Origin of the sequence: Variovorax sp. KBW07 (assembly GCF_003852515.1) — a bacterium.
Taxonomy (GTDB): domain Bacteria; phylum Pseudomonadota; class Gammaproteobacteria; order Burkholderiales; family Burkholderiaceae_C; genus Variovorax.
This window is the reverse complement of record NZ_QAJK01000208.1, coordinates 25714-43166: the sequence shown is the minus strand read 5'-3', so window position 1 is coordinate 43166 and position 17453 is coordinate 25714. Positions and strand designations below refer to the sequence as shown.

The 17453-nt window shown below is 66.8% G+C and carries 16 protein-coding genes and 1 riboswitch; of the genes, 4 read left to right on the top strand and 12 right to left on the bottom strand.

The genetic code is table 11. The features are described from left to right. Nucleotides 1-89: 89 nt before the first annotated feature. The 4 genes from DBV14_RS31620 to DBV14_RS31605 all read right to left on the bottom strand — a co-directional run bounded on the left by DBV14_RS31620 (nucleotide 90) and on the right by DBV14_RS31605 (nucleotide 3804). A complete protein-coding gene (locus DBV14_RS31620) occupies nucleotides 90-416 on the bottom strand; it encodes a thioredoxin family protein (protein WP_124465709.1) in 327 nt (108 codons plus the stop codon). A 68-nt stretch (nucleotides 417-484) separates the two neighbouring features. Then, on the bottom strand, nucleotides 485-1177 hold the full coding sequence (locus DBV14_RS31615; protein ID WP_124465706.1) for an HAD family phosphatase: 693 nt from the start codon (nucleotides 1175-1177) through the stop codon (nucleotides 485-487). 85 nt (nucleotides 1178-1262) lie between these two features. Next, entirely contained in the window at nucleotides 1263-3149 is a 1887-nt protein-coding gene (gene thiC, locus DBV14_RS31610) for a phosphomethylpyrimidine synthase ThiC (RefSeq protein WP_124465703.1), read from the bottom strand. Nucleotides 3150-3240: 91 nt separating this feature from the next. Then, nucleotides 3241-3346, bottom strand: a riboswitch (TPP riboswitch). Nucleotides 3347-3372: 26 nt separating this feature from the next. Then, a complete protein-coding gene (locus tag DBV14_RS31605) occupies nucleotides 3373-3804 on the bottom strand; it encodes a YchJ family protein (protein WP_124465700.1) in 432 nt (143 codons plus the stop codon). A gap of 133 nt (nucleotides 3805-3937) precedes the next feature. Between DBV14_RS31605 and DBV14_RS31600 the strand changes: the two genes are divergently transcribed. Beyond that, nucleotides 3938-4696, top strand: a complete 759-nt coding sequence (locus tag DBV14_RS31600) for a helix-turn-helix transcriptional regulator (protein WP_124465697.1) — start codon at nucleotides 3938-3940, stop codon at nucleotides 4694-4696. Nucleotides 4697-4706: 10 nt separating this feature from the next. Here the strand turns inward: DBV14_RS31600 and iaaH are convergent, their stop codons facing one another. The 8 genes from iaaH to DBV14_RS31560 all read right to left on the bottom strand — a co-directional run bounded on the left by iaaH (nucleotide 4707) and on the right by DBV14_RS31560 (nucleotide 13982). Continuing rightward, a complete protein-coding gene (iaaH, locus tag DBV14_RS31595) occupies nucleotides 4707-6227 on the bottom strand; it encodes an indoleacetamide hydrolase (RefSeq protein WP_260397299.1) in 1521 nt (506 codons plus the stop codon). Nucleotides 6228-6333: 106 nt separating this feature from the next. Beyond that, on the bottom strand, nucleotides 6334-7170 hold the full coding sequence (locus DBV14_RS31590; RefSeq protein ID WP_124465694.1) for a metallophosphoesterase: 837 nt from the start codon (nucleotides 7168-7170) through the stop codon (nucleotides 6334-6336). Continuing rightward, nucleotides 7167-8297, bottom strand: a complete 1131-nt coding sequence (locus DBV14_RS31585; protein WP_124465691.1) for an acyl-CoA dehydrogenase family protein — start codon at nucleotides 8295-8297, stop codon at nucleotides 7167-7169. Before DBV14_RS31585 ends, DBV14_RS31590 begins: the two co-directional genes overlap by 4 nt. 29 nt (nucleotides 8298-8326) lie before the next feature. Next, nucleotides 8327-9586, bottom strand: coding sequence for a glutamate carboxypeptidase (locus tag DBV14_RS31580; RefSeq protein WP_124465689.1), 1260 nt, complete (start codon nucleotides 9584-9586; stop codon nucleotides 8327-8329). Between the two features lie 91 nt (nucleotides 9587-9677). Further along, nucleotides 9678-10862, bottom strand: coding sequence for an acetyl-CoA C-acyltransferase (locus tag DBV14_RS31575; RefSeq protein ID WP_124465686.1), 1185 nt, complete (start codon nucleotides 10860-10862; stop codon nucleotides 9678-9680). Nucleotides 10863-10940: 78 nt separating this feature from the next. Continuing rightward, on the bottom strand, nucleotides 10941-12761 hold the full coding sequence (gene aceK / locus DBV14_RS31570; RefSeq protein WP_124465683.1) for a bifunctional isocitrate dehydrogenase kinase/phosphatase: 1821 nt from the start codon (nucleotides 12759-12761) through the stop codon (nucleotides 10941-10943). 13 nt (nucleotides 12762-12774) lie between these two features. Continuing rightward, on the bottom strand, nucleotides 12775-13503 hold the full coding sequence (can, locus tag DBV14_RS31565; protein ID WP_124465681.1) for a carbonate dehydratase: 729 nt from the start codon (nucleotides 13501-13503) through the stop codon (nucleotides 12775-12777). An 80-nt stretch (nucleotides 13504-13583) separates the two neighbouring features. Then, nucleotides 13584-13982: a MerR family DNA-binding transcriptional regulator gene (locus DBV14_RS31560; protein ID WP_124465678.1), complete on the bottom strand. Its 399-nt coding sequence runs from the start codon at nucleotides 13980-13982 to the stop codon at nucleotides 13584-13586. 128 nt (nucleotides 13983-14110) lie between these two features. Here DBV14_RS31560 and DBV14_RS31555 point away from each other — a divergent pair, with 128 nt between their 5' ends. Genes DBV14_RS31555 through DBV14_RS31545 form a run of 3 tightly spaced genes read left to right on the top strand, consistent with a single transcriptional unit; the run spans nucleotide 14111 to nucleotide 17432 of the window. Then, nucleotides 14111-15181 (top strand): MBL fold metallo-hydrolase, encoded by a 1071-nt coding sequence (locus tag DBV14_RS31555; RefSeq protein WP_124465675.1) that lies wholly within the window; start codon nucleotides 14111-14113, stop codon nucleotides 15179-15181. A gap of 32 nt (nucleotides 15182-15213) precedes the next feature. Next, the gene (locus DBV14_RS31550; protein WP_124465672.1) at nucleotides 15214-16524 is read left to right on the top strand and encodes a leucine-rich repeat-containing protein kinase family protein; all 1311 of its coding nucleotides are present in this window, start codon (nucleotides 15214-15216) and stop codon (nucleotides 16522-16524) included. Beyond that, nucleotides 16521-17432 carry a pseudouridine synthase gene (locus DBV14_RS31545; protein ID WP_124465669.1) on the top strand — a complete coding sequence of 304 codons (912 nt, stop codon included), beginning with the start codon at nucleotides 16521-16523 and terminating at the stop codon, nucleotides 17430-17432. The genes DBV14_RS31550 and DBV14_RS31545 overlap by 4 nt, the downstream gene beginning before the upstream one ends. Nucleotides 17433-17453: the final 21 nt, after the last annotated feature.

The window sequence follows — 17453 nt, the reverse complement described above, 5'->3', positions numbered from 1 at the left end:
GCGGAGCAGAGCACACCGTCGGCGTGAGCGCCGCCCTGAACGACGCCCCTAAAGCAAGACGCAGCGCAAGGAATCGAAAGAGCGAGGCCTCAGCCCGGCGACGCAATCAACGCAAGCGCATCGGCAATCGACTGGCTGTCTTCCGGACGCACCAGCTTCGCGACCTGTTGCCCATCGCGCATGAACACCAGCGTGGGCCACAGCCGCACGTTGAACGATCGCCCCAGCGGACGTCCGCTTCCGTCTTCCACCTTGATGCGCGGAATGTCCGGGTACTTCGCAAACGCCTCCGCAATGTTCGGCTGCGCCGCCTTGCAGATTCCGCACCAGTTGGTGCCGAACTCCACCACCGCCGGGCCCTTCAGGGCATCGATCTCGGTGCGGTCGGGTTGCTCGGTCTTGTACTCGGACGTCATGAGGCTGGCTCCTGGTTGCTTGTGTTGCGATGCGGTCACCGACCGCCTCGCGTCATTGCACCAGAAACTCAGGCCGCCTGCAGGCGGTAGCCCGATAGCAGCGCGGGCAATTCGGCCATGTCGCTGAACACCTGCACCGCGCCCGCGGCCCGCAGCGGTCCGGGGCCGCTGTGGCCCGATTCGCCGGTGCTGTAGCCGAACACCGTGGCACCCGCGGCCACGCCGGCCATTGCGCCGGTGACCGTGTCTTCGACGATGGCGCAACGGCGCGGATCGACGCCCAGCGCTTCGGCGGCGGCCAGGTACACATCGGGGTGCGGCTTGGAGCGGGGCATTTCGTGGCCGCTGAAGATGCGGCCCTGGAAGCACTCGAGCAGGCCGACCTTGGCCAGTTGCAGCTCGACCTTGTGGCGGTCGGCGCCCGAGGCGCAAGCGATGCGGCCCTTCAGCCTGGCATAGATCTCGCGGATGGCGGCGGGTGCGTTGGGAATCGCGACCAGGTCGCGCTCCAGCGCCTCGTTGCGGCGCGCGCGAAAGGCCTTGAGCCATTCGTCGGTGATGGCCACGCCCGTCTTGGATTCGATGAGCGCGCTCTCGTCCTTCACGGCCTTGCCGGTGAAGGTGTTCATCGATTCTTCGGTGGTCAGGTGCCAGCCGAGTTCGCCGAGCATCTCGGCAAGCACGCGGTTGGTGATGGGCTCTGAATCGACGAGAACGCCGTCGCAGTCGAACAGGACCGCGGCGAAAGGAAATGGGGTCATTGCACTGGAAAGATGGGGGGAGGTTCGAGCGAAGTCCCCCATGGTAGCAATGACCCCGGCGCCGCAGGGGCGCAGGGGCGCCCGCTCAGGAAACCGAGCGGATCGGGATGTACATCTCGCCGCCGCCGGCCATGAACTCCTTCGACTTTTCCTCCATGCCCACCGTCACGGCCGCGGCCTCGGCCACGCCCTTCTTTGCGGCGTACTCGCGCACTTCCTGCGTGATCTTCATCGAGCAGAACTTGGGGCCGCACATCGAACAGAAATGCGCCACCTTGCTCGAATCCTTGGGCAGCGTCTCGTCGTGGAATTCACGCGCCGTGTCGGGGTCCAGGCCCAGGTTGAACTGGTCTTGCCAGCGGAACTCGAAGCGTGCCTTGCTCAATGCATCGTCGCGCGAACGCGCGCCCGGGTGGCCCTTGGCCACGTCGGCCGCGTGCGCGGCGATCTTGTAGGCAATGATCCCCTGCTTCACGTCGTCGCGGTCGGGCAGGCCCAGGTGTTCCTTGGGCGTGACGTAGCAGAGCATCGCGGTGCCGGCCCAGCCGATCATCGCGGCGCCGATGGCGCTGGAGATGTGGTCGTAGCCCGGCGCGATGTCGATGGTCAGCGGGCCCAGTGTGTAGAACGGCGCCTCGTGGCAATGCTTGAGCTGCTCGTCCATGTTGGCCTGGATCATGTGCATCGGCACGTGGCCGGGGCCTTCGATCATGGTCTGCACGTCGTGCTTCCACGCCACTTGCGTGAGCTCGCCCAGCGTACGCAGCTCGGCAAACTGCGCCTCGTCGTTGGCATCGGCGCCCGATCCGGGGCGCAGGCCGTCGCCGAGCGAGAAGCTCACGTCGTAGGCCTTCATGATGTCGCAGATGTCCTCGAAGCGCTCGTAGAGAAAGCTCTCCTTGTGGTGCGCGATGCACCACTTGGCCATGATCGATCCGCCGCGCGAGACGATGCCCGTCATGCGGTCGGCCGTGAGGTGAATGAACGGCAGGCGCACGCCGGCGTGGATGGTGAAGTAGTCGATGCCCTGCTCGGCCTGCTCGATCAGCGTGTCGCGGAAGATCTCCCAGGTCAGGTCTTCGGCCACGCCGCCCACCTTTTCCAGCGCCTGGTAGATGGGCACGGTGCCGATGGGCACGGGGCTGTTGCGCACGATCCAGTCGCGCGTGGTGTGGATGTTCTTGCCGGTCGACAAGTCCATCACGTTGTCGGCGCCCCAGCGAATGGCCCACACCAGCTTTTCGACTTCTTCCTCGATGCTCGAGGTGACGGCCGAGTTGCCGATGTTGGCGTTGATCTTCACCTTGAAGTTGCGGCCGATGGCCATCGGCTCCACTTCAGGATGGTTGATGTTGGCCGGGATGATCGCGCGGCCGCGTGCCACCTCGTCGCGCACGAACTCCGGCGTGATGATGCGCGGAATGCTGGCACCCATGGGGTTGCCGGCCACGCGCTTGGCGCGCTCCTCGTTGGCCAGGTATTCGGCCATCCACTCGCGCTTGCCGTTCTCGCGCAGGGCCACGTATTCCATCTCGGGCGTGACGATGCCGCGGCGTGCGTAGTGCATCTGCGTGACGTTGCCGCCCGACTTGGCGCGGCGCGGCGTGCGCTGCAGGGCCGAGGCGCCAGCGCGCAGCTCGGCAAGGCGCTGGGCATCATGGTCGTGGGCATGCTTCAGGCCTTCGTCCAGCGCCTGGTGCGAGCGACCTTCGTAACTTTCCGTGTCATTGCGCTCGGCGATCCAGGCGTCGCGCACGCCGGGCAGGCCGCGGCGCACGTCGATGTCGACCTTGGCGTCGGTGTACGGGCCCGAGGTGTCGTAGAGCGACACGGTTTCGCCGTTGGTCAGCAGCACGTCGCGCACCGGCACGTTCAGGTCGGGCCGGCTGCCTGGAATCAGGCACTTGTGGGACGCGGGAAAGGGCTCTCGCGTGAGCGAAAGCAAGGCGGTGAATTTATCGGGGGCATTCATGCGGGGCACTCCTTGTTGAGGGAAAGGGTGCTCCGCAATCGCTCGGTGGGCCTTCGGGCCGTCACGGAAGATGGGTGACGAACGGACCGAAGCCAGGGAGTGCAGCTCTTCTTACGCCGGTATGACCCGGATCAAGTTCGCGGGTCGGCTGCTTTGCCATCTCAGCACACCACATGTGTGCACCCCGGAGCGGGGCCGATTGTGCGAGCCCCGGCCCGGCGCGTCAACCCGCGGGTTGTTGCAAGTCGCCTTCGAGGTAGTACCAGCGCTCGCCTTCGCGCACGAAACGGCTGCGCTCGTGCAGGCGGGTGGCCGTGCCGGTGCTGCTGCGCTGGCGGGCGACGAACTCGACCTCGGCGTGGTCGGCATCGAGCACGGAGCGCGAGCGGATGTCGAGCCCCAGCCATTTGACGCCCGGCTCGAACTCGATGGAGGCCGGCCGTCTCGATGCGTGCCAGCTGGCGAGCAGGTATTCGCCCCGCTCCAGCACGAAGGCCGAATAGCGCGAGCGCATCAGCGATTCGGCGTCGGGCGCCGGCGTGTTCTCGAAATCGTCGAGGTAGCGGCCACAGCAAAGGGCGTAGCCGATGGGCTTGTCGCGGCGGTCGGTGCGGCCGCAGGGGCAAGGTCCGGTGGTGGGATCGATGGCGCTCATGAAGACCGCTATTGGAACACCTCGCGGGCAAGGCGCCGATGGGACAAGCCCGGAGCCCCCGGACATTCACCCTTGGCGCGGCGCTTGCTAAACCTTAGCCTTACTCCGGGATGCGAAAACAAGCGAGGCGGCGATGTACCTGACAGGCTCCGAACAGCACGCGCTGCGCGGCGTTTTCACGCTGCTGGCGCAAGACGAGCGCAACGAACGCGAGATTCGCGAACGCCTGGGCTGGGCGCTGCTCGACCTGCTGCATGCGGACCAGTTCGCCTCTTTCGTGTGGAACACCGAAAGCCGCAGTTTCGGCGCGCGCGTGGCGCTGAACATGGACCCGGCCAACCTCGACCGCTATGCGCAGTGGCACCAGCACCACGACCCCATCACCTTCGTGTTGCAGTCGCACCGCCGCGCCACGCGCGTGACCGACGTGATGCCGCAGCGCGCGCTGATGCGCACCCCGTTCTTTACCGACTTTCTCTCGCGCGACGGCCTGCACTGGGGCATGAACCTGCATGCCTTCGAAGGCGAGCGCGCGCTGGGCGACCTGCGCATCTGGCGCCGCAAGGGGCGCGGCGATTTCGGCGACCACGAGAAGGCGCTGCTCGACCTGATCGAGCCGGCCTTCGCGGGAGCGCTCCAGCGGGCACAGCGCGCGGCGACGGCGCCGGCGCTGCCCGCCCCTCGCGGCGGACAGGAAGCCGCCTGGGCCTTGCTGAGCGCACGCGAGCAGGAGGTGGCCCGCTGCGTGCGCGAAGGGCTGACCGACAAGGAGATCGCGCGGCGCATGGCGGTGGGCGTGCCCACGGTGCGCACCTACCTGCGGCGCATCTTCGACAAGCTGGGCATCGAGCGCCGCTCGGCGCTGGCGGGCTGGGGCACGCCGGCCCGCTGATCGATCACTTTCACTTCGGCGCCGGCAAACGGCCGAGCACGCCTTCGATCGCCAGGCCCACGGCCAGCAACCGGCGGTCGCTGCCCGCGGGGCCGTCCAGCTCCAGCCCCACGGGCAAGCCGCTGGTCGCGCCCAGGCCCGAAGGCAACTGCACGCCCGGAATGCCTGCGTTGCTGCCCGGGTCGGTGTTCTGGATCAGCGCACCGAAGTTCTCCGGGCTGCTGGCTTCAGGCGCCGCCACCAGCGCCACGCGCGGCACCGTGGGGAACACCAGCGCGTCGAGCTTGTTGCCGGCGAAGGTGTCGCGGTAGAGCTTCTGCAACGCGGGCCGCGCCACGCGCATGGCGTTGTCGTAGACCGGCTTGGCATCGACCACGCCATTCGGCGCGGGCAGCTTGCGCGGGATCACGAAGGCATCGAAAGTGCCCTTCACGTCGGGGCTGGCGATGCCGGCCGCCAGCTGCGCGATGCCGACGCCGGTGCGGTACTTCGCAAGGTACGCCACCATGTCGTCGTGCGCTTCGTAGAGCGCCAGGGGAAAGCCGATGGCGCCGTTCAGTTCCATCAGCTTCGGCATGTCCACGTCCACCAGCGTGACGCCTGCGGCGCGCAGCCTGGCCAGCGCGGCATCGGTGGCGGCGCGCGTGTCCGCATCGAGGTTCTCGTAGAAGGCCGGCACCACGCCGAGCCGCACGCGCTTCAGGTCGGCGGGCTTCAGGGCCGCGCCACCGGCGATCACGCGGTCGAGCAGCGCCACGTCGGCCATCGACTGTGCCATCGGCCCGGCGGTGTCGCGCGTGTGAGAGATCGGCGCAATGCCCTGCTGCGAATAGCGCCCCATGGTGGGCCGCAACGACGCGCAGCCATTGAAGGCGCAGGGGATGCGCACCGAGCCGCCGGTGTCGGTGCCCAGCGCGGCCGGCGCCATGCGCGCACCGAGCGCGGCGCCGTTGCCTGACGACGAGCCGCCTGCGATGCGGCTCGCGTCGTAGGCATTGCGCACGCCGACGTCGGGGCCGGTCTTGAACGCGGGGTTCCAGCCCGTCACGCCGAAGGCCAGCTCGTGCATGTTCGACTTGCCGAGCACGACGGCACCGGCCGCGCGCAATCTGGCGACCACCGGTGCGTCGGCGGCGGGCACGAAGCCCTTGAGCGCGGGCGTGCCGGCCGTCGCGGGCAGGCCCTTGACCTGGATGTTGTCCTTGATGAGCACCGGCAGGCCCGCGAGCGGCTTGCAGGCACCGCCGCGCTTGCGCGATGCATCGGCCGCGCGCGCCGCCTTCAGCGCGCCCGCTTCATCGAGCACGATGAGCGCGTTGAGGTTCGCCCTGGCCTTGGCTTGCGCGATGTAGGCCGTCACCAGCTGCTCGCTGGTCAGCGTGCCGGCGCAGAGCTGCTGCACGGCCTCACTGGCGGTCAGCTTGGCGATGTCGGGTGCGGCGGGCTGCGTTTGCGCTTGTGCGGATGCGCCGATGGCACCTAGGCACAACAGGGCCACGGCGAGGGGAACGGGTCTGGAAAAAAAGGACATGGCAAGGACCTCCGACGAAGAGATCGCCATGCTGCGCCGCCGGCCGTGTCCTGTCTGTCATCGAAACCGATGACACGAAAGAAGAAGCAGAAGAAGAACGACGCCCCTACTGGAACATCACCCACTCGGGCCGCATGTTGAAGCGCACCGGGAGAATGCTCACGCCCAGGCCGCTGGTCACGTACATGCGCTTGCCCTTGTGGGCAATCCAGCCGTAGGCCCATTCACGCGGCGCGGCGCCGGGCACCAGCAGCGCGCCATAGCCCGGCACGCTGACCTGCCCGCCGTGCGTGTGCGAGGCCACCACCAGCCCCTCTGTGCGCGGCATGGTCGCGAAGCTGAAGGGGTCGTGCATCATCACCAGCGTGGCGGCGCCCTTCGGCACGCCGGCCAGGGCCTTGTCGGGCTGCGAATGGCCCGTCGAATGGTCGCCGATGCCGACCACCCAGAGGTCATGGCCGGGCAGGCGCACCGAGGCGTTTTCCAGCACATGGATGCCCTGCGCAGACAGGGCCTTGGCCGTGCGCTCGCCGTCGTGCCACCAGTCGTGGTTGCCCAGCACGGCGTACACGCCCTGCGGTGCCTTGAGGCGGCCGAGCACGGCGGCCATTTCCTCGATGCTCAAGGCTTCGTCGTCGCCCGAGCCTGCGAGGAAGTCACCCGGCAGCAGGATCACATCGGGCTGCGCCGCGTTGATCTGGTCGACAATGCCCGCGGCCCGGTCGACGCTGGTGATGCGCCATGCCGACCGCGTGGTGAGGTGCCAGTCGCCCGCGACGGCGACCTTCAGGCCCGCGGGCGCGGTCCACGTGGCCGAGCCCAACGGCTCGGCGCGTGCCGCCACCCAGCGCGGCTCGATGACGACCGCCCAGGCCGCCAAGGCGAGCAACAGGACCGCCGCGACGGTCCGCACCCGCGGGAACCGGCGGTGCGTGCCGCTCACGCCAGCGCGCGCTGGATCAGGAGCTTCTGGATGTCCGACGTGCCTTCGTAGATCTGGCACACGCGCACGTCGCGGTAGATGCGCTCCAGCGGAAAGTCGTTCACGTAGCCGTAGCCGCCCAGCGTCTGGATGGCGGCGCTGCACACGCGCTCGGCCATTTCGCTGGCGAACAGCTTGGCCATGGCCGCTTCCTTCAGGCAGGGCCGGCCGGCATCGCGCAGGCTCGCTGCGTGCCAGATCAACTGGCGCGCGGCTTCGAGTTGCGTCGCGCATTCGGCCAGCCGAAAGCCCACGGCCTGCTGGTCGAAGATGGCGCCGCCGAAAGCCTGGCGTTCCTTGGCATAGGCCAGTGCCACGTCGAAGGCGCTGCGCGCCATGCCCACGCTCTGTGCGGCAATGCCGATGCGGCCGCCCTCGAGCGCGCCGAGCGCGATCTTGTAGCCCTCGCCTTCGGCACCGATCAGGTTTTCGGCCGGGATGCGGCAGTTGTCGAAGTTGATCTGCGCGGTGTCGCTGCTGTGCTGGCCCAGCTTGTCTTCCAGCCGCGTGGCTGCATAGCCGGGCGCGTCGGTCGGCACGATGAAAGCGCTCATGCCGCGCTTGCCCGCGCCCTTGTCGGTGACCGCGATGACGATGGCCACCTGTCCGTTCTTGCCGCTGGTGATGAACTGCTTCACGCCATCGATCACGTAGCCGTCGCCGTCCTTGCGCGCGGTGGTGCGCAGGCTCGATGCATCGCTGCCGGCCTGCGGCTCGGTGAGGCAGAAGGCGCCGAGCATATGGCCCTGCGCCAGCGGCTCGAGCCATTTCTTTTTCTGCTGCGCGTTGCCGTAGCGCATGAGGATCGCGTTGACCGGGCAGTTGGTCACGCTGATCGCGGTGCTGGTGCCGCCGTCGCCGGCCGCGATTTCTTCCAGCACCAGCGCGAGCGTGAGGTAGTCCAGGCCCGCGCCGCCATGCTCCTCGGGCACGCAGATGCCATAGGCACCCAGCGCCGCGAGGCCCTGATGCGCCTCCTTCGGAAAGCTGTGCTCGCGGTCCCACTTGGGGGCGTTGGGCCACAACTCGGCTTGCGAAAAATCGCGCACCGCGTCGCGGATGGCTTCCTGGTCGGCTGTGAGCAGCATGGCGTGTCTCCTGTCTCTTTTCTTTGTGTTTACTTGCCTGCGCCGAGGTCCATGATCAGGCGCGCGGCCATGTACAGGCGGCGCGGAATGGCACTGATGTCCACGTACTCGGCCTTGTCGCTGTGGTAGCCGAAGCCCGGCAGGCCCAGGCTTTCGATCACGGGCTTGCCCGACAGTGCGGCATAGGCCGCGTCGGTGCCGCCGCCGGTGCGCTCTTCCACGCCCAGCGTGCCGCCGGCTTCCTTGTAGAAAGCCACGGCCTTGTCGACCAGCTTCTTGCCGCCTTCGCCGGCATTGAAGGCCGGGCGGCCGCGCGTGACGAGCACCTTGACGTCGGCATCGGGCAGCTTCTTTTGCTGCGCGCGTTCCTCCAGCGTCTTCATGGCGGCGTCGAAGTCTTCGTTGCGCGCATAGCGCACGTCGGCGTTCAGCGTGGCGCTGGCGGGAATGATGTTCGACACGTTGCCGGCCTTGGCAATGGTCCAGTTGAAGCGCAGGTTCTTTGCCTTGTCGTCGATGCTCATGGTGCGCAACACCAGGTCGGACGCTTCGACCAGCGCGTTCACGCCCAACTCGGGCGCGGCGCCCGCATGCGATGCCTTGCCGGTGATGTTGACCTGCACGTAGGCAATGCCCGAAGTGCCGAGCGAGAGCTTTTCGTCGCCGGCGCTGGTGGGCTCGAACGAGAGAACGTAGTCGGCCAGCTTGGCTTCTTCCTGGATCAGGTCGCGCGATCCGAAGGAGCCTTTTTCTTCGTCGGTATTGAACAGCACGGTGATGGTGCCGTAGTCGCGAACGCCGTAGTCTTTCAGCAGCTTGAGCGTGTGCAGGATGACGGCGTTGCCACCCTTGTCGTCGGCAATGCCGGGGCCGTAGGCCTTGTCGCCTTCGATCTTGAACGGCGCCTTGGCCAGCGTGCCCTTCAGGTACACGGTGTCCATGTGCGCCATCAGCAGCAGGTTCTTGCCGCCGCGGCCCTTGATCTTGCCCACGATGTTGTCGCCCACCACGATGCCGGCCGACTTGCTGCGCGTGACGGTGAAGCCCAGGCTCTTGAGTTCGCCTTCGAGGTACGCGCCCGCGGCGGCAATGCCTTCGGCGTCACCGGTGCCGGTTTCGATGTTGACGAGCTTTTCGAGCGTCTTAATCACCGCGGGCTGCTCGTCGGTGGCAGCCTGGAACAGCACGTTGTCGCGCTTCTGCGCCCAGCTGGCGGCGGGTGCCAGGAAGGCGGTGGCCAGCAAGGCGCTGATTGCGGTAACGGCGGTACGGTGGATGGATGGGCGCATGAAATCTCCTGCTCTACGCATTGTTTTGAGTGTCTGTCGGAATGAAAAAGCCGGTGAGCGCCCTTTCTTCGGGCGCTCCCAGCGGTTGCTCTTATAACAATTCGAGTGCCACGGCGGTGCCTTCGCCGCCGCCGATGCACAGCGTGGCCACGCCGCGCTTCTTGCCGCGCGCCTTCAGCGCATGAATGAGCGTGACCATGATGCGCGCGCCGCTCGCGCCGATGGGGTGGCCCAGCGCGCAGGCGCCGCCATTCACGTTGACGATGTCATGCGACACGTCGAGCTCGTGCATCAGCGCCATCGGCACCACGGCAAAGGCTTCGTTCACTTCCCAGAGGTCGACGTCCTTGACGGTCCAGCCGGTCTTCTTGAACAGCTTGGCGACGGCGCCAACCGGCGCGGTGGAGAACCACTCGGGCTGCTGCGCGTGCGTGGCATGGCCGACGATGCGGGCGATGGGCTTGGCGCCGATCTTCTTGGCGTGCGACTCGGTCATCATGACCAGCGCGGCCGCGCCGTCGTTGATCGACGAGCTCGATGCGGCGGTGATGGTGCCGTTTTCCTTCTTGAACGCGGGCTTGAGCGTCGGGATCTTGTCGAGCTTGACCTTGCCCGGGCCTTCGTCGATGGAGACCACGGTGTCGCCATTGCGGCCCTTCACGGTGACGGGCACGATCTCTTCCTTGAACGCACCCGATTCGGTGGCGGCCTTGGCACGCTGCACGCTGGCAATGGCAAAGGCGTCCTGCTGCTCGCGGGTGAACTTGTACTTGGCCGCGCAGTCTTCACCGAAGGTGCCCATGGAGCGGCCCGGCTGGTAGGCGTCTTCGAGGCCGTCGAGCATCATGTGGTCGAAGATGCGGTCGTGGCCCATGCGGTAGCCGCCGCGGCCCTTGAGCATCAAGTAGGGCGCGTTGGTCATGCTTTCCATGCCGCCCGCCACGATCACGTCGTGCGTGCCGGCCAGCAGCAGGTCGTGCGCGAGCATCGCGGCCTTCATGGCCGAGCCGCACATCTTGCTGAGCGTGACGGCGCCCGCGCTGTCGGGCAGGCCACCCTTGTAGGCCGCCTGGCGCGCCGGCGCCTGGCCCTGGCCAGCCATCAGGCAGTTGCCGAACAGCACTTCGCCCACGCTGTCCGGCGCAATGCCGGCGCGCTCGACGGCGGCCTTGATGGCGGCACCGCCCAGGTCGTGCGCGGAGAGGGAAGAAAAGTCGCCTTGAAAGCCACCCATGGGGGTGCGGGCGGCGCCGACGATGACGATGGATTCGGACATGGTGGTCTCCTTCTGGAATGTGAAAGCAAAAAGCGTTGACGTTGAAGCAGTCGACCGCGGCGCGTGCCGCGGCCAGTGTCAGAAATGCGTCGCGTGCCCCTCGTGCTGGAAGCGCTGCGACTCTTCGTACGGGAACACATCGAGCATCTGCCCTGCCTGGATGCGTTCCTTGTGGTGCTGCCAGAAGGCAGCGTCGAGCAGGTCGGCGTGGTGCGCCATGAAGGCTTCGCGCACGTCCTTGTTGCCGAGCAGGAAGGGCTCGAAGGTTTCGGGAAACACGTCCTTCGGGCCGACCGAATACCAGACCTCGCCGCTCATTTCATCTTCTTCGTTGCGCGGCGTGGGCACCTTGCGAAACTTGCAGTCGGTGATGTATTCGATCTCGTCGTAGTCGTAGAACACCACCTTGCCGCCGCGCGTGACGCCGAAGTTCTTCCACAGCATGTCGCCGGGAAAGATGTTGGCGGCGACCATGTCCTTGATGGCGTTGCCGTACTCGACCACCGCGTGTTCGAGCTGGTCTTTCGCGCGCCTGGCATGGGCCGGGCTCTCGGGGTGCGCCAACGTGTCGAAGGCTTCCTGCAGGTAGATGTTGAGCGGGATCATGCGGCGCTCGATGTAGACGTGCTTGACCACGACTTCCATTTCCCCGTTGCCGTCGCGGTCGCCGATCTCCAGCTGGCTGGGCGCGAACTTCTTGATTTCCTCGATGAGTTCGGGCTCGAAGCGGTCGAGCGGAAAACCCACGTCGCTGTACTCCAGCGTGTCGGCCATGCGGCCCACGCGGTCGTGCTGCTTCACGAGCATGTACTTGCCCTTGATCTGCTCGCGCGTGGTGTCTTTCTGCGGCGGATAGAAGTCCTTGATGACCTTGAACACGAACGGAAACGACGGCAGGTCGAACACCAGCATGACCATGCCCTTGATGCCGGGCGCAATGCGGAAGCGGTCGCTCGAGTAGTTCAGGTGCGAGAGAAAGTCGCGGTAGAACAGCGTCTTGCCCTGCTTGGCCAGGCCCAGCGCGTTGTAGATCTCGGCGCGCGGCTTGCGCGGCATGAGCGAGCGCAAGAACTGCACGCAGGCCGAGGGCACTTCCATGTCGACCATGAAGTAGGCGCGCGCAAAGCTGAACAGCATCTGCAGGTCGTCTTCGCCGAACAACGCGGCATCGATGTAGAACTTGCCGTGGCTGTCGTGCAGGATGGGCAGCGAGAACGGAATCTCGGTGAAGCCGTTCAGGATGCGGCCCACCACATAGGCGCCCTTGTTGCGAAAGAACAGCCCCGACAGCACCTGCAGCTGGAAGTTGGCGCGCAGCTTGACCTGGTGGAAGCGGCTCAGGATGACGTTCGCCACGCGCTCGGCATCGCGCCGCTTGTTGGCATAGCTGCCCTGCAACGCGAAGTCGTCGAGCATCTGCTCGAGCGTGTCGGCCAGCGTATCGGGCGCCGGGTAGTACGGGCGATAGGTGGGCGCGCCGCGCGGCTCGATGTACTCGGTGCTGATGGCCGGGCGAACGAAGATGAAGTCGTTCTGGAAGTAGGCCCGGTGCAGTATCTTGGTGGTGACCGAGTTGAAGAAGCTCTCGGCCAGCTCGGGCTGGTGGTGGTCCACCAGGAGGCCGATGAAGTGCAGCTTGACCTGGTGCCACACGTCCATCGGCTGGTCGCCGGCCCTGAACTCTTTTTCGAGCCGGGCCACGGCCTCGTTCACGCGCAGGTCGTAGAACTCGATGCGCTCGCGCTGCGCCCGCTGCTGGCCGTGCCAGTCGGCGGTTTCGAAACGATGCTTGGCGCGGGCCGATTCGGCGCGGAACAACCGGTAGTGCCGGTTGAATCCATCGATCATCGCCTTGGCGATGTCGTAGGCCAGCGGCGAATCGAGGCGCTGCGGGAACATGGGCCCGGCCGGGTTACTTCGCCGCGTCTTCGGAACGTTCGGTGCCGTCCGCGCCTGCCTGCGCGGAGGGAGACAGGCCCAGCGGCTTGCTCCATTTGTAGCGGATGCGCTGCACCGCGGCCTTGTAGATGGCGTCGAGCGGCTTGTCGCCATCGACGTTCAGGCCAAGGTCTTGCAGCAGGCCGTCGTGCACGCCGAAAGTCCAGCCGTGGATGCGGACCTTCTGGCCGCGGCCCCAGGCATCGACCATGACGGTGCTGACGGCCACGTTGACCACCTGCTCGGCCACGTTGAGCTCGCACAGGGCATCGACACGCACGTCTTCGGGCAGGCTGTCGAGCATCACGCTGTGGCGGTCGCGCACGTCCTGGATGTGGCGGATCCAGTTGTCGGCCAGGCCGATGCGCTTGCCGCTGAGCGCGGCCTTGACGCCGGCGCAGCCGTAGTGGCCGACCACCATGATGTGCTCGACCTTCAGGTGCTCCACCGCGAACTGGATGGCGGAGAGCGCATTGAGGTCGGAATGCACCACGATGTTGGCAACGTTGCGGTGCACGAACACTTCACCAGGCTCCAGGCCGGTGATCTGGTTGGCGGGCACGCGGCTGTCGGAACAGCCGATCCACATGTAACGCGGCGTCTGCTGCTTGACGAGGCCGGTAAAGAAACCAGGCCGGTCGCGCTCCATCTGTGCTGACCAGGCACGGTTGTGGGCAAAGAGGTCATCGAGGTTGTCGGACATAGGAACCTATTGTCGGTGAGTCGTGTTCCGGGAGCGGTCTAGAACGGGTTGAAGCGCGGTGAAGCAGGTTGAAACGGGTTTCAGGCCGCCTTGGCAGCCTTCTGGGCACGTGCCAGCGTGGCGCGGCCCTTTTTTTCGTGAGCGCGCACTTCCGCGATATTGGCCTGCAATTCGGCCAGTTGCGCCTCCAGCTGCGCCCGGTGCGCGCCCAGCACGCCCAGGAACTTCTGCAACTGCGGCACCGTGTCCTGAGGGCTGTCGTACATGTCGAGGATGTCTTTCGCCTCGGTCAGGCTCAGGCCGAGGCGCTTGGCGCGCAGCGTGAGCGTCAGGCGCGCCCGGTCGCGCGCGCTGTAGATGCGCTGCAGGCCGGCCCGCTCGGGCGCGAGCAGGCCCATGTCCTCGTAGAAGCGGATGGCCCGCGTCGTGAGGTCGAACTCCTTCGCGAGCTGGCTGATGGTGAAGGTCTGCGTGGACATGGGGCGGCGGGGCCGGTTCGGTTCGGAAGCGGTCAGGAGGGGGCGTTACGGGGGCGACAGCAGGTTCTTGCCGCGCTCCCTACAATGATGCCATCCACACATGACGTTTACGTAAACGTCAATCTTACATGAACCTCCTCGAACGCGAACTCCACTACCCCCTGGGCGACACCCTGCCCGAGCCCAGCACCGCACTGGAGGTGGCACCCGGCGTCCGCTGGATACGCATGCGGCTGCCCTTTGCGCTGGACCACATCAACCTCTGGCTGCTGCGCGACACCCTGGGCGGTGTCGACGGCTGGACAGTGGTCGACTGCTGCATTGCCCGCGACGAAGCGCGCGCGCAATGGGAGCAGGTGTTCGAGACGCAGCTGCAGGGCCTGCCCATCCTGCGCGTGATCGTCACCCACATGCACCCCGACCACATCGGCCTGGCCGACTGGCTTTGCAAGCGCTGGAACGCGCCGCTGTGGATCAGCTCGACCGACTACCACGTGGCGCGCGTGCTGAGCACCGCCGGCGACACGCTGGCGGGCGGCGAGCAGGCGGCGAAGTTCTTTGCCTCGCACGGCATGACCGACCCCGAGGCCGTGGGCAAGATCCGCGCGCGCACCAACTACTACGCCAACATGGTGCCCTCGGTGCCCGACAGCTACGTGCGCATGCTCGACGGCGACACGGTGATGATCGGCGGCCGCGCCTGGCGATGCATCAGCGGCTACGGCCATGCGCCGGAACACATCTCGCTGTACTGCGACGAGTCGAAGCTGCTGCTGGGCGGCGACATGATGCTGCCGCGCATCTCGACCAACGTGAGCGTGCACGCGGGCGAGCCCGAGGCCAATTCGCTGCGGCTGTTCCTGGACAGCATCGACAAGTTCAAGGCGCTGCCGGCCGACACGCTGGGCCTGCCCTCGCATGGCAAGCCGTTCACCGGCATCCACCGCCGCGTCGACCAGTTGCAGGAGCACCACCGCGACCGGCTGGCCGAGTTGCTCGAAGCCTGCACGGCGCGCCCGCTGAGCGCGGCCGAGGGCCTGCCGATCCTGTTCAAGCGCGAACTCGACCTGCACCAGATCACCTTCGCGATGGGCGAGACCGTGGCCCACCTGCACCTGCTGTGGTTCTCGGGCCAGGTGAAGCGCGAACTGGGCAAGGACGGCATCTACCGCTTCGGCGCCAAGTCGGGCACGGCCTGAAAAACCTGCCGCCGGCCATTTAGACTCGCCGGATGGACACGCTGGCTGAGCTGCGCGCGGGCCGGCTGGCAGGCGCAAAACGAATCGATCTCTCGTGCGGACTCACCGAGTTTCCGCCCGAGGTGTTCGCGCTTTCCGATTCACTCGAAACACTGAACCTCTCGGGCAATGCGCTGAGCACCTTGCCCGACGACCTGCACCGGCTGCACAAGCTGCGCGTGCTGTTCTGCTCGGACAACCGCTTCACCGAGTTGCCCGCATCCATCGGCCAGTGCCACGGGCTCGACATCGTCGGCTTCAAGGCCAACCAGATTCGCAGCGTGCCGGCCGAGGCGCTGCCGCCCTCGCTGCGCTGGCTGATCCTTACGGACAACCAGATCGAGCAACTGCCCGACACGCTGGGCCGGTGCACGCGAATGCAGAAGCTGATGCTGGCGGGCAACCGCCTGCGCACGCTGCCGCGCACGGTGGCCGCCTGCCGGCAGCTGGAGCTGCTGCGCATTTCCGCCAACCGCTTCGACGCCCTGCCCGAATGGCTGCTTTCGTTGCCGCGGCTGTCGTGGCTCGCGGCCGCGGGCAACCCCTTCGACACGCAGGCCGAAGATGCGGCGATCACCGCGCAGTCGGTGCCGCACATCGACTGGCGTGAACTGACGCTCGGCAAGAAGCTGGGCGAAGGCGCCTCGGGCGTGATTTACCAGGCGGCGCTGGGTGCGGCGCAACAGCAGCAGGTTGCGGTGAAGCTGTTCAAGGGCGCGGTCACCAGCGACGGCTGGCCGCACAGCGAAATGGCCGCCTGCATCGCGGCCGGCGAACACCCCACGCTGATTGCCGCGCAGAGCCGCATCGACGGCCACCCCGAGGGCACCGAAGGCCTGGTGATGGCGCTGGTCGATCCTTCTTTCATCACCCTCGCGGGGCCGCCGAGCCTGGCGTCGTGCACGCGCGACGTGTACGCGGGCGACGCGCGTTGGTCTTCCGGCGTGGCATTGCGCATTGCACGCGACATCGCCTCGGCCGTGCAGCACCTGCACGCGCAAGGCATTGTTCATGGCGACCTGTACGCGCACAACATCCTGTGGAATGCGCAAGGCGGCGGCCGGCTCGGCGATTTCGGCGCCGCCTGGATGACCCGCTCGCTCGATGCAGCGCAGGCTCTGGCGTTGCAGCGCCTTGAGATGCGCGCCTTCGGCTGCCTGCTCGAAGAACTGCTCGAGCGCTGCAGCGATGCGCCACCACCCACCGTGGTGGCACTGAAAGACAGCTGCATGCAACCCGACGTGTCTGCACGCCCCTCGTCCGGCGAAGCACTGTCACTGCTGCAGCGCGAAAGCACGCAATGAAGCCTCCCCGGCTGCCGCTGCCCACGCGCGACGGCGTCGGTCCGAGTTGCGTGGGGCTTGCGCACGGCCCCTGGCCCACCATCGCCGAGTTCCTGGTCGAACGCTTTCCGGCCATCACGCGCGAGGCCTGGCTCGAACGCATTGCGGCCGGCGACGTGATCGACGAGCACCACGTGCCCGTGACCGTGCAGCGCCGCTATGAATCGCCGCTGCGCGTCTACTACTACCGCACGCTCGATGCCGAGGTGACCATCCCCTTCGAAGAGCAGGTGCTGTTCCAGGACGACCAGTTGGTGGTCGTCGACAAGCCCCCTTTTCTGCCCGTCACGCCCACCGGCAAGTACCTGCAGCAAAGCCTGCTGGTGCGGCTCAAGCGCAAGCTGAAGCTCGACGACCTGGTGCCGCTGCACCGCATCGACCGCAGCACGTCGGGGCTGGTGCTGTTTTCGGTGCGGCCCGAAACGCGCGGCGCCTACCAGGCGATGTTTCCCCAGCGGCGCATCGCCAAGCACTACGAAGCCGTGGTGCCGTGGCAAGACGGCGTGTCGTCGGTGCCCGAGGTCTACCGCAGCCGGCTGGTCGACGACGAACATTTCATGCGCGTGAAGGAAGAGCCGGGCGAGCCCAATTCGGAGACCCGCATCGTGGTGCGGGAGGCACGTGGCGGCCAGGCGCTGCTGCAGCTCTCGCCGGTCACGGGCCGCAAGCACCAGCTGCGCGTGCACTGCATGGCGCTGGGCATGCCGATCGTGAACGACCCGATCTACCCGGTGCTGATGCCCGAGAACACCGACGACTTCGACAAGCCGCTGCAACTGCTGGCCAAGTCGGTGGCTTTTCTCGACCCCGTGACCGGCGACCTGCGCAATTTCACGAGCCCCCGCAGCCTGTCGCTGGCGCCAAGGTGACGCAGCGCGGACGCGCCGCGC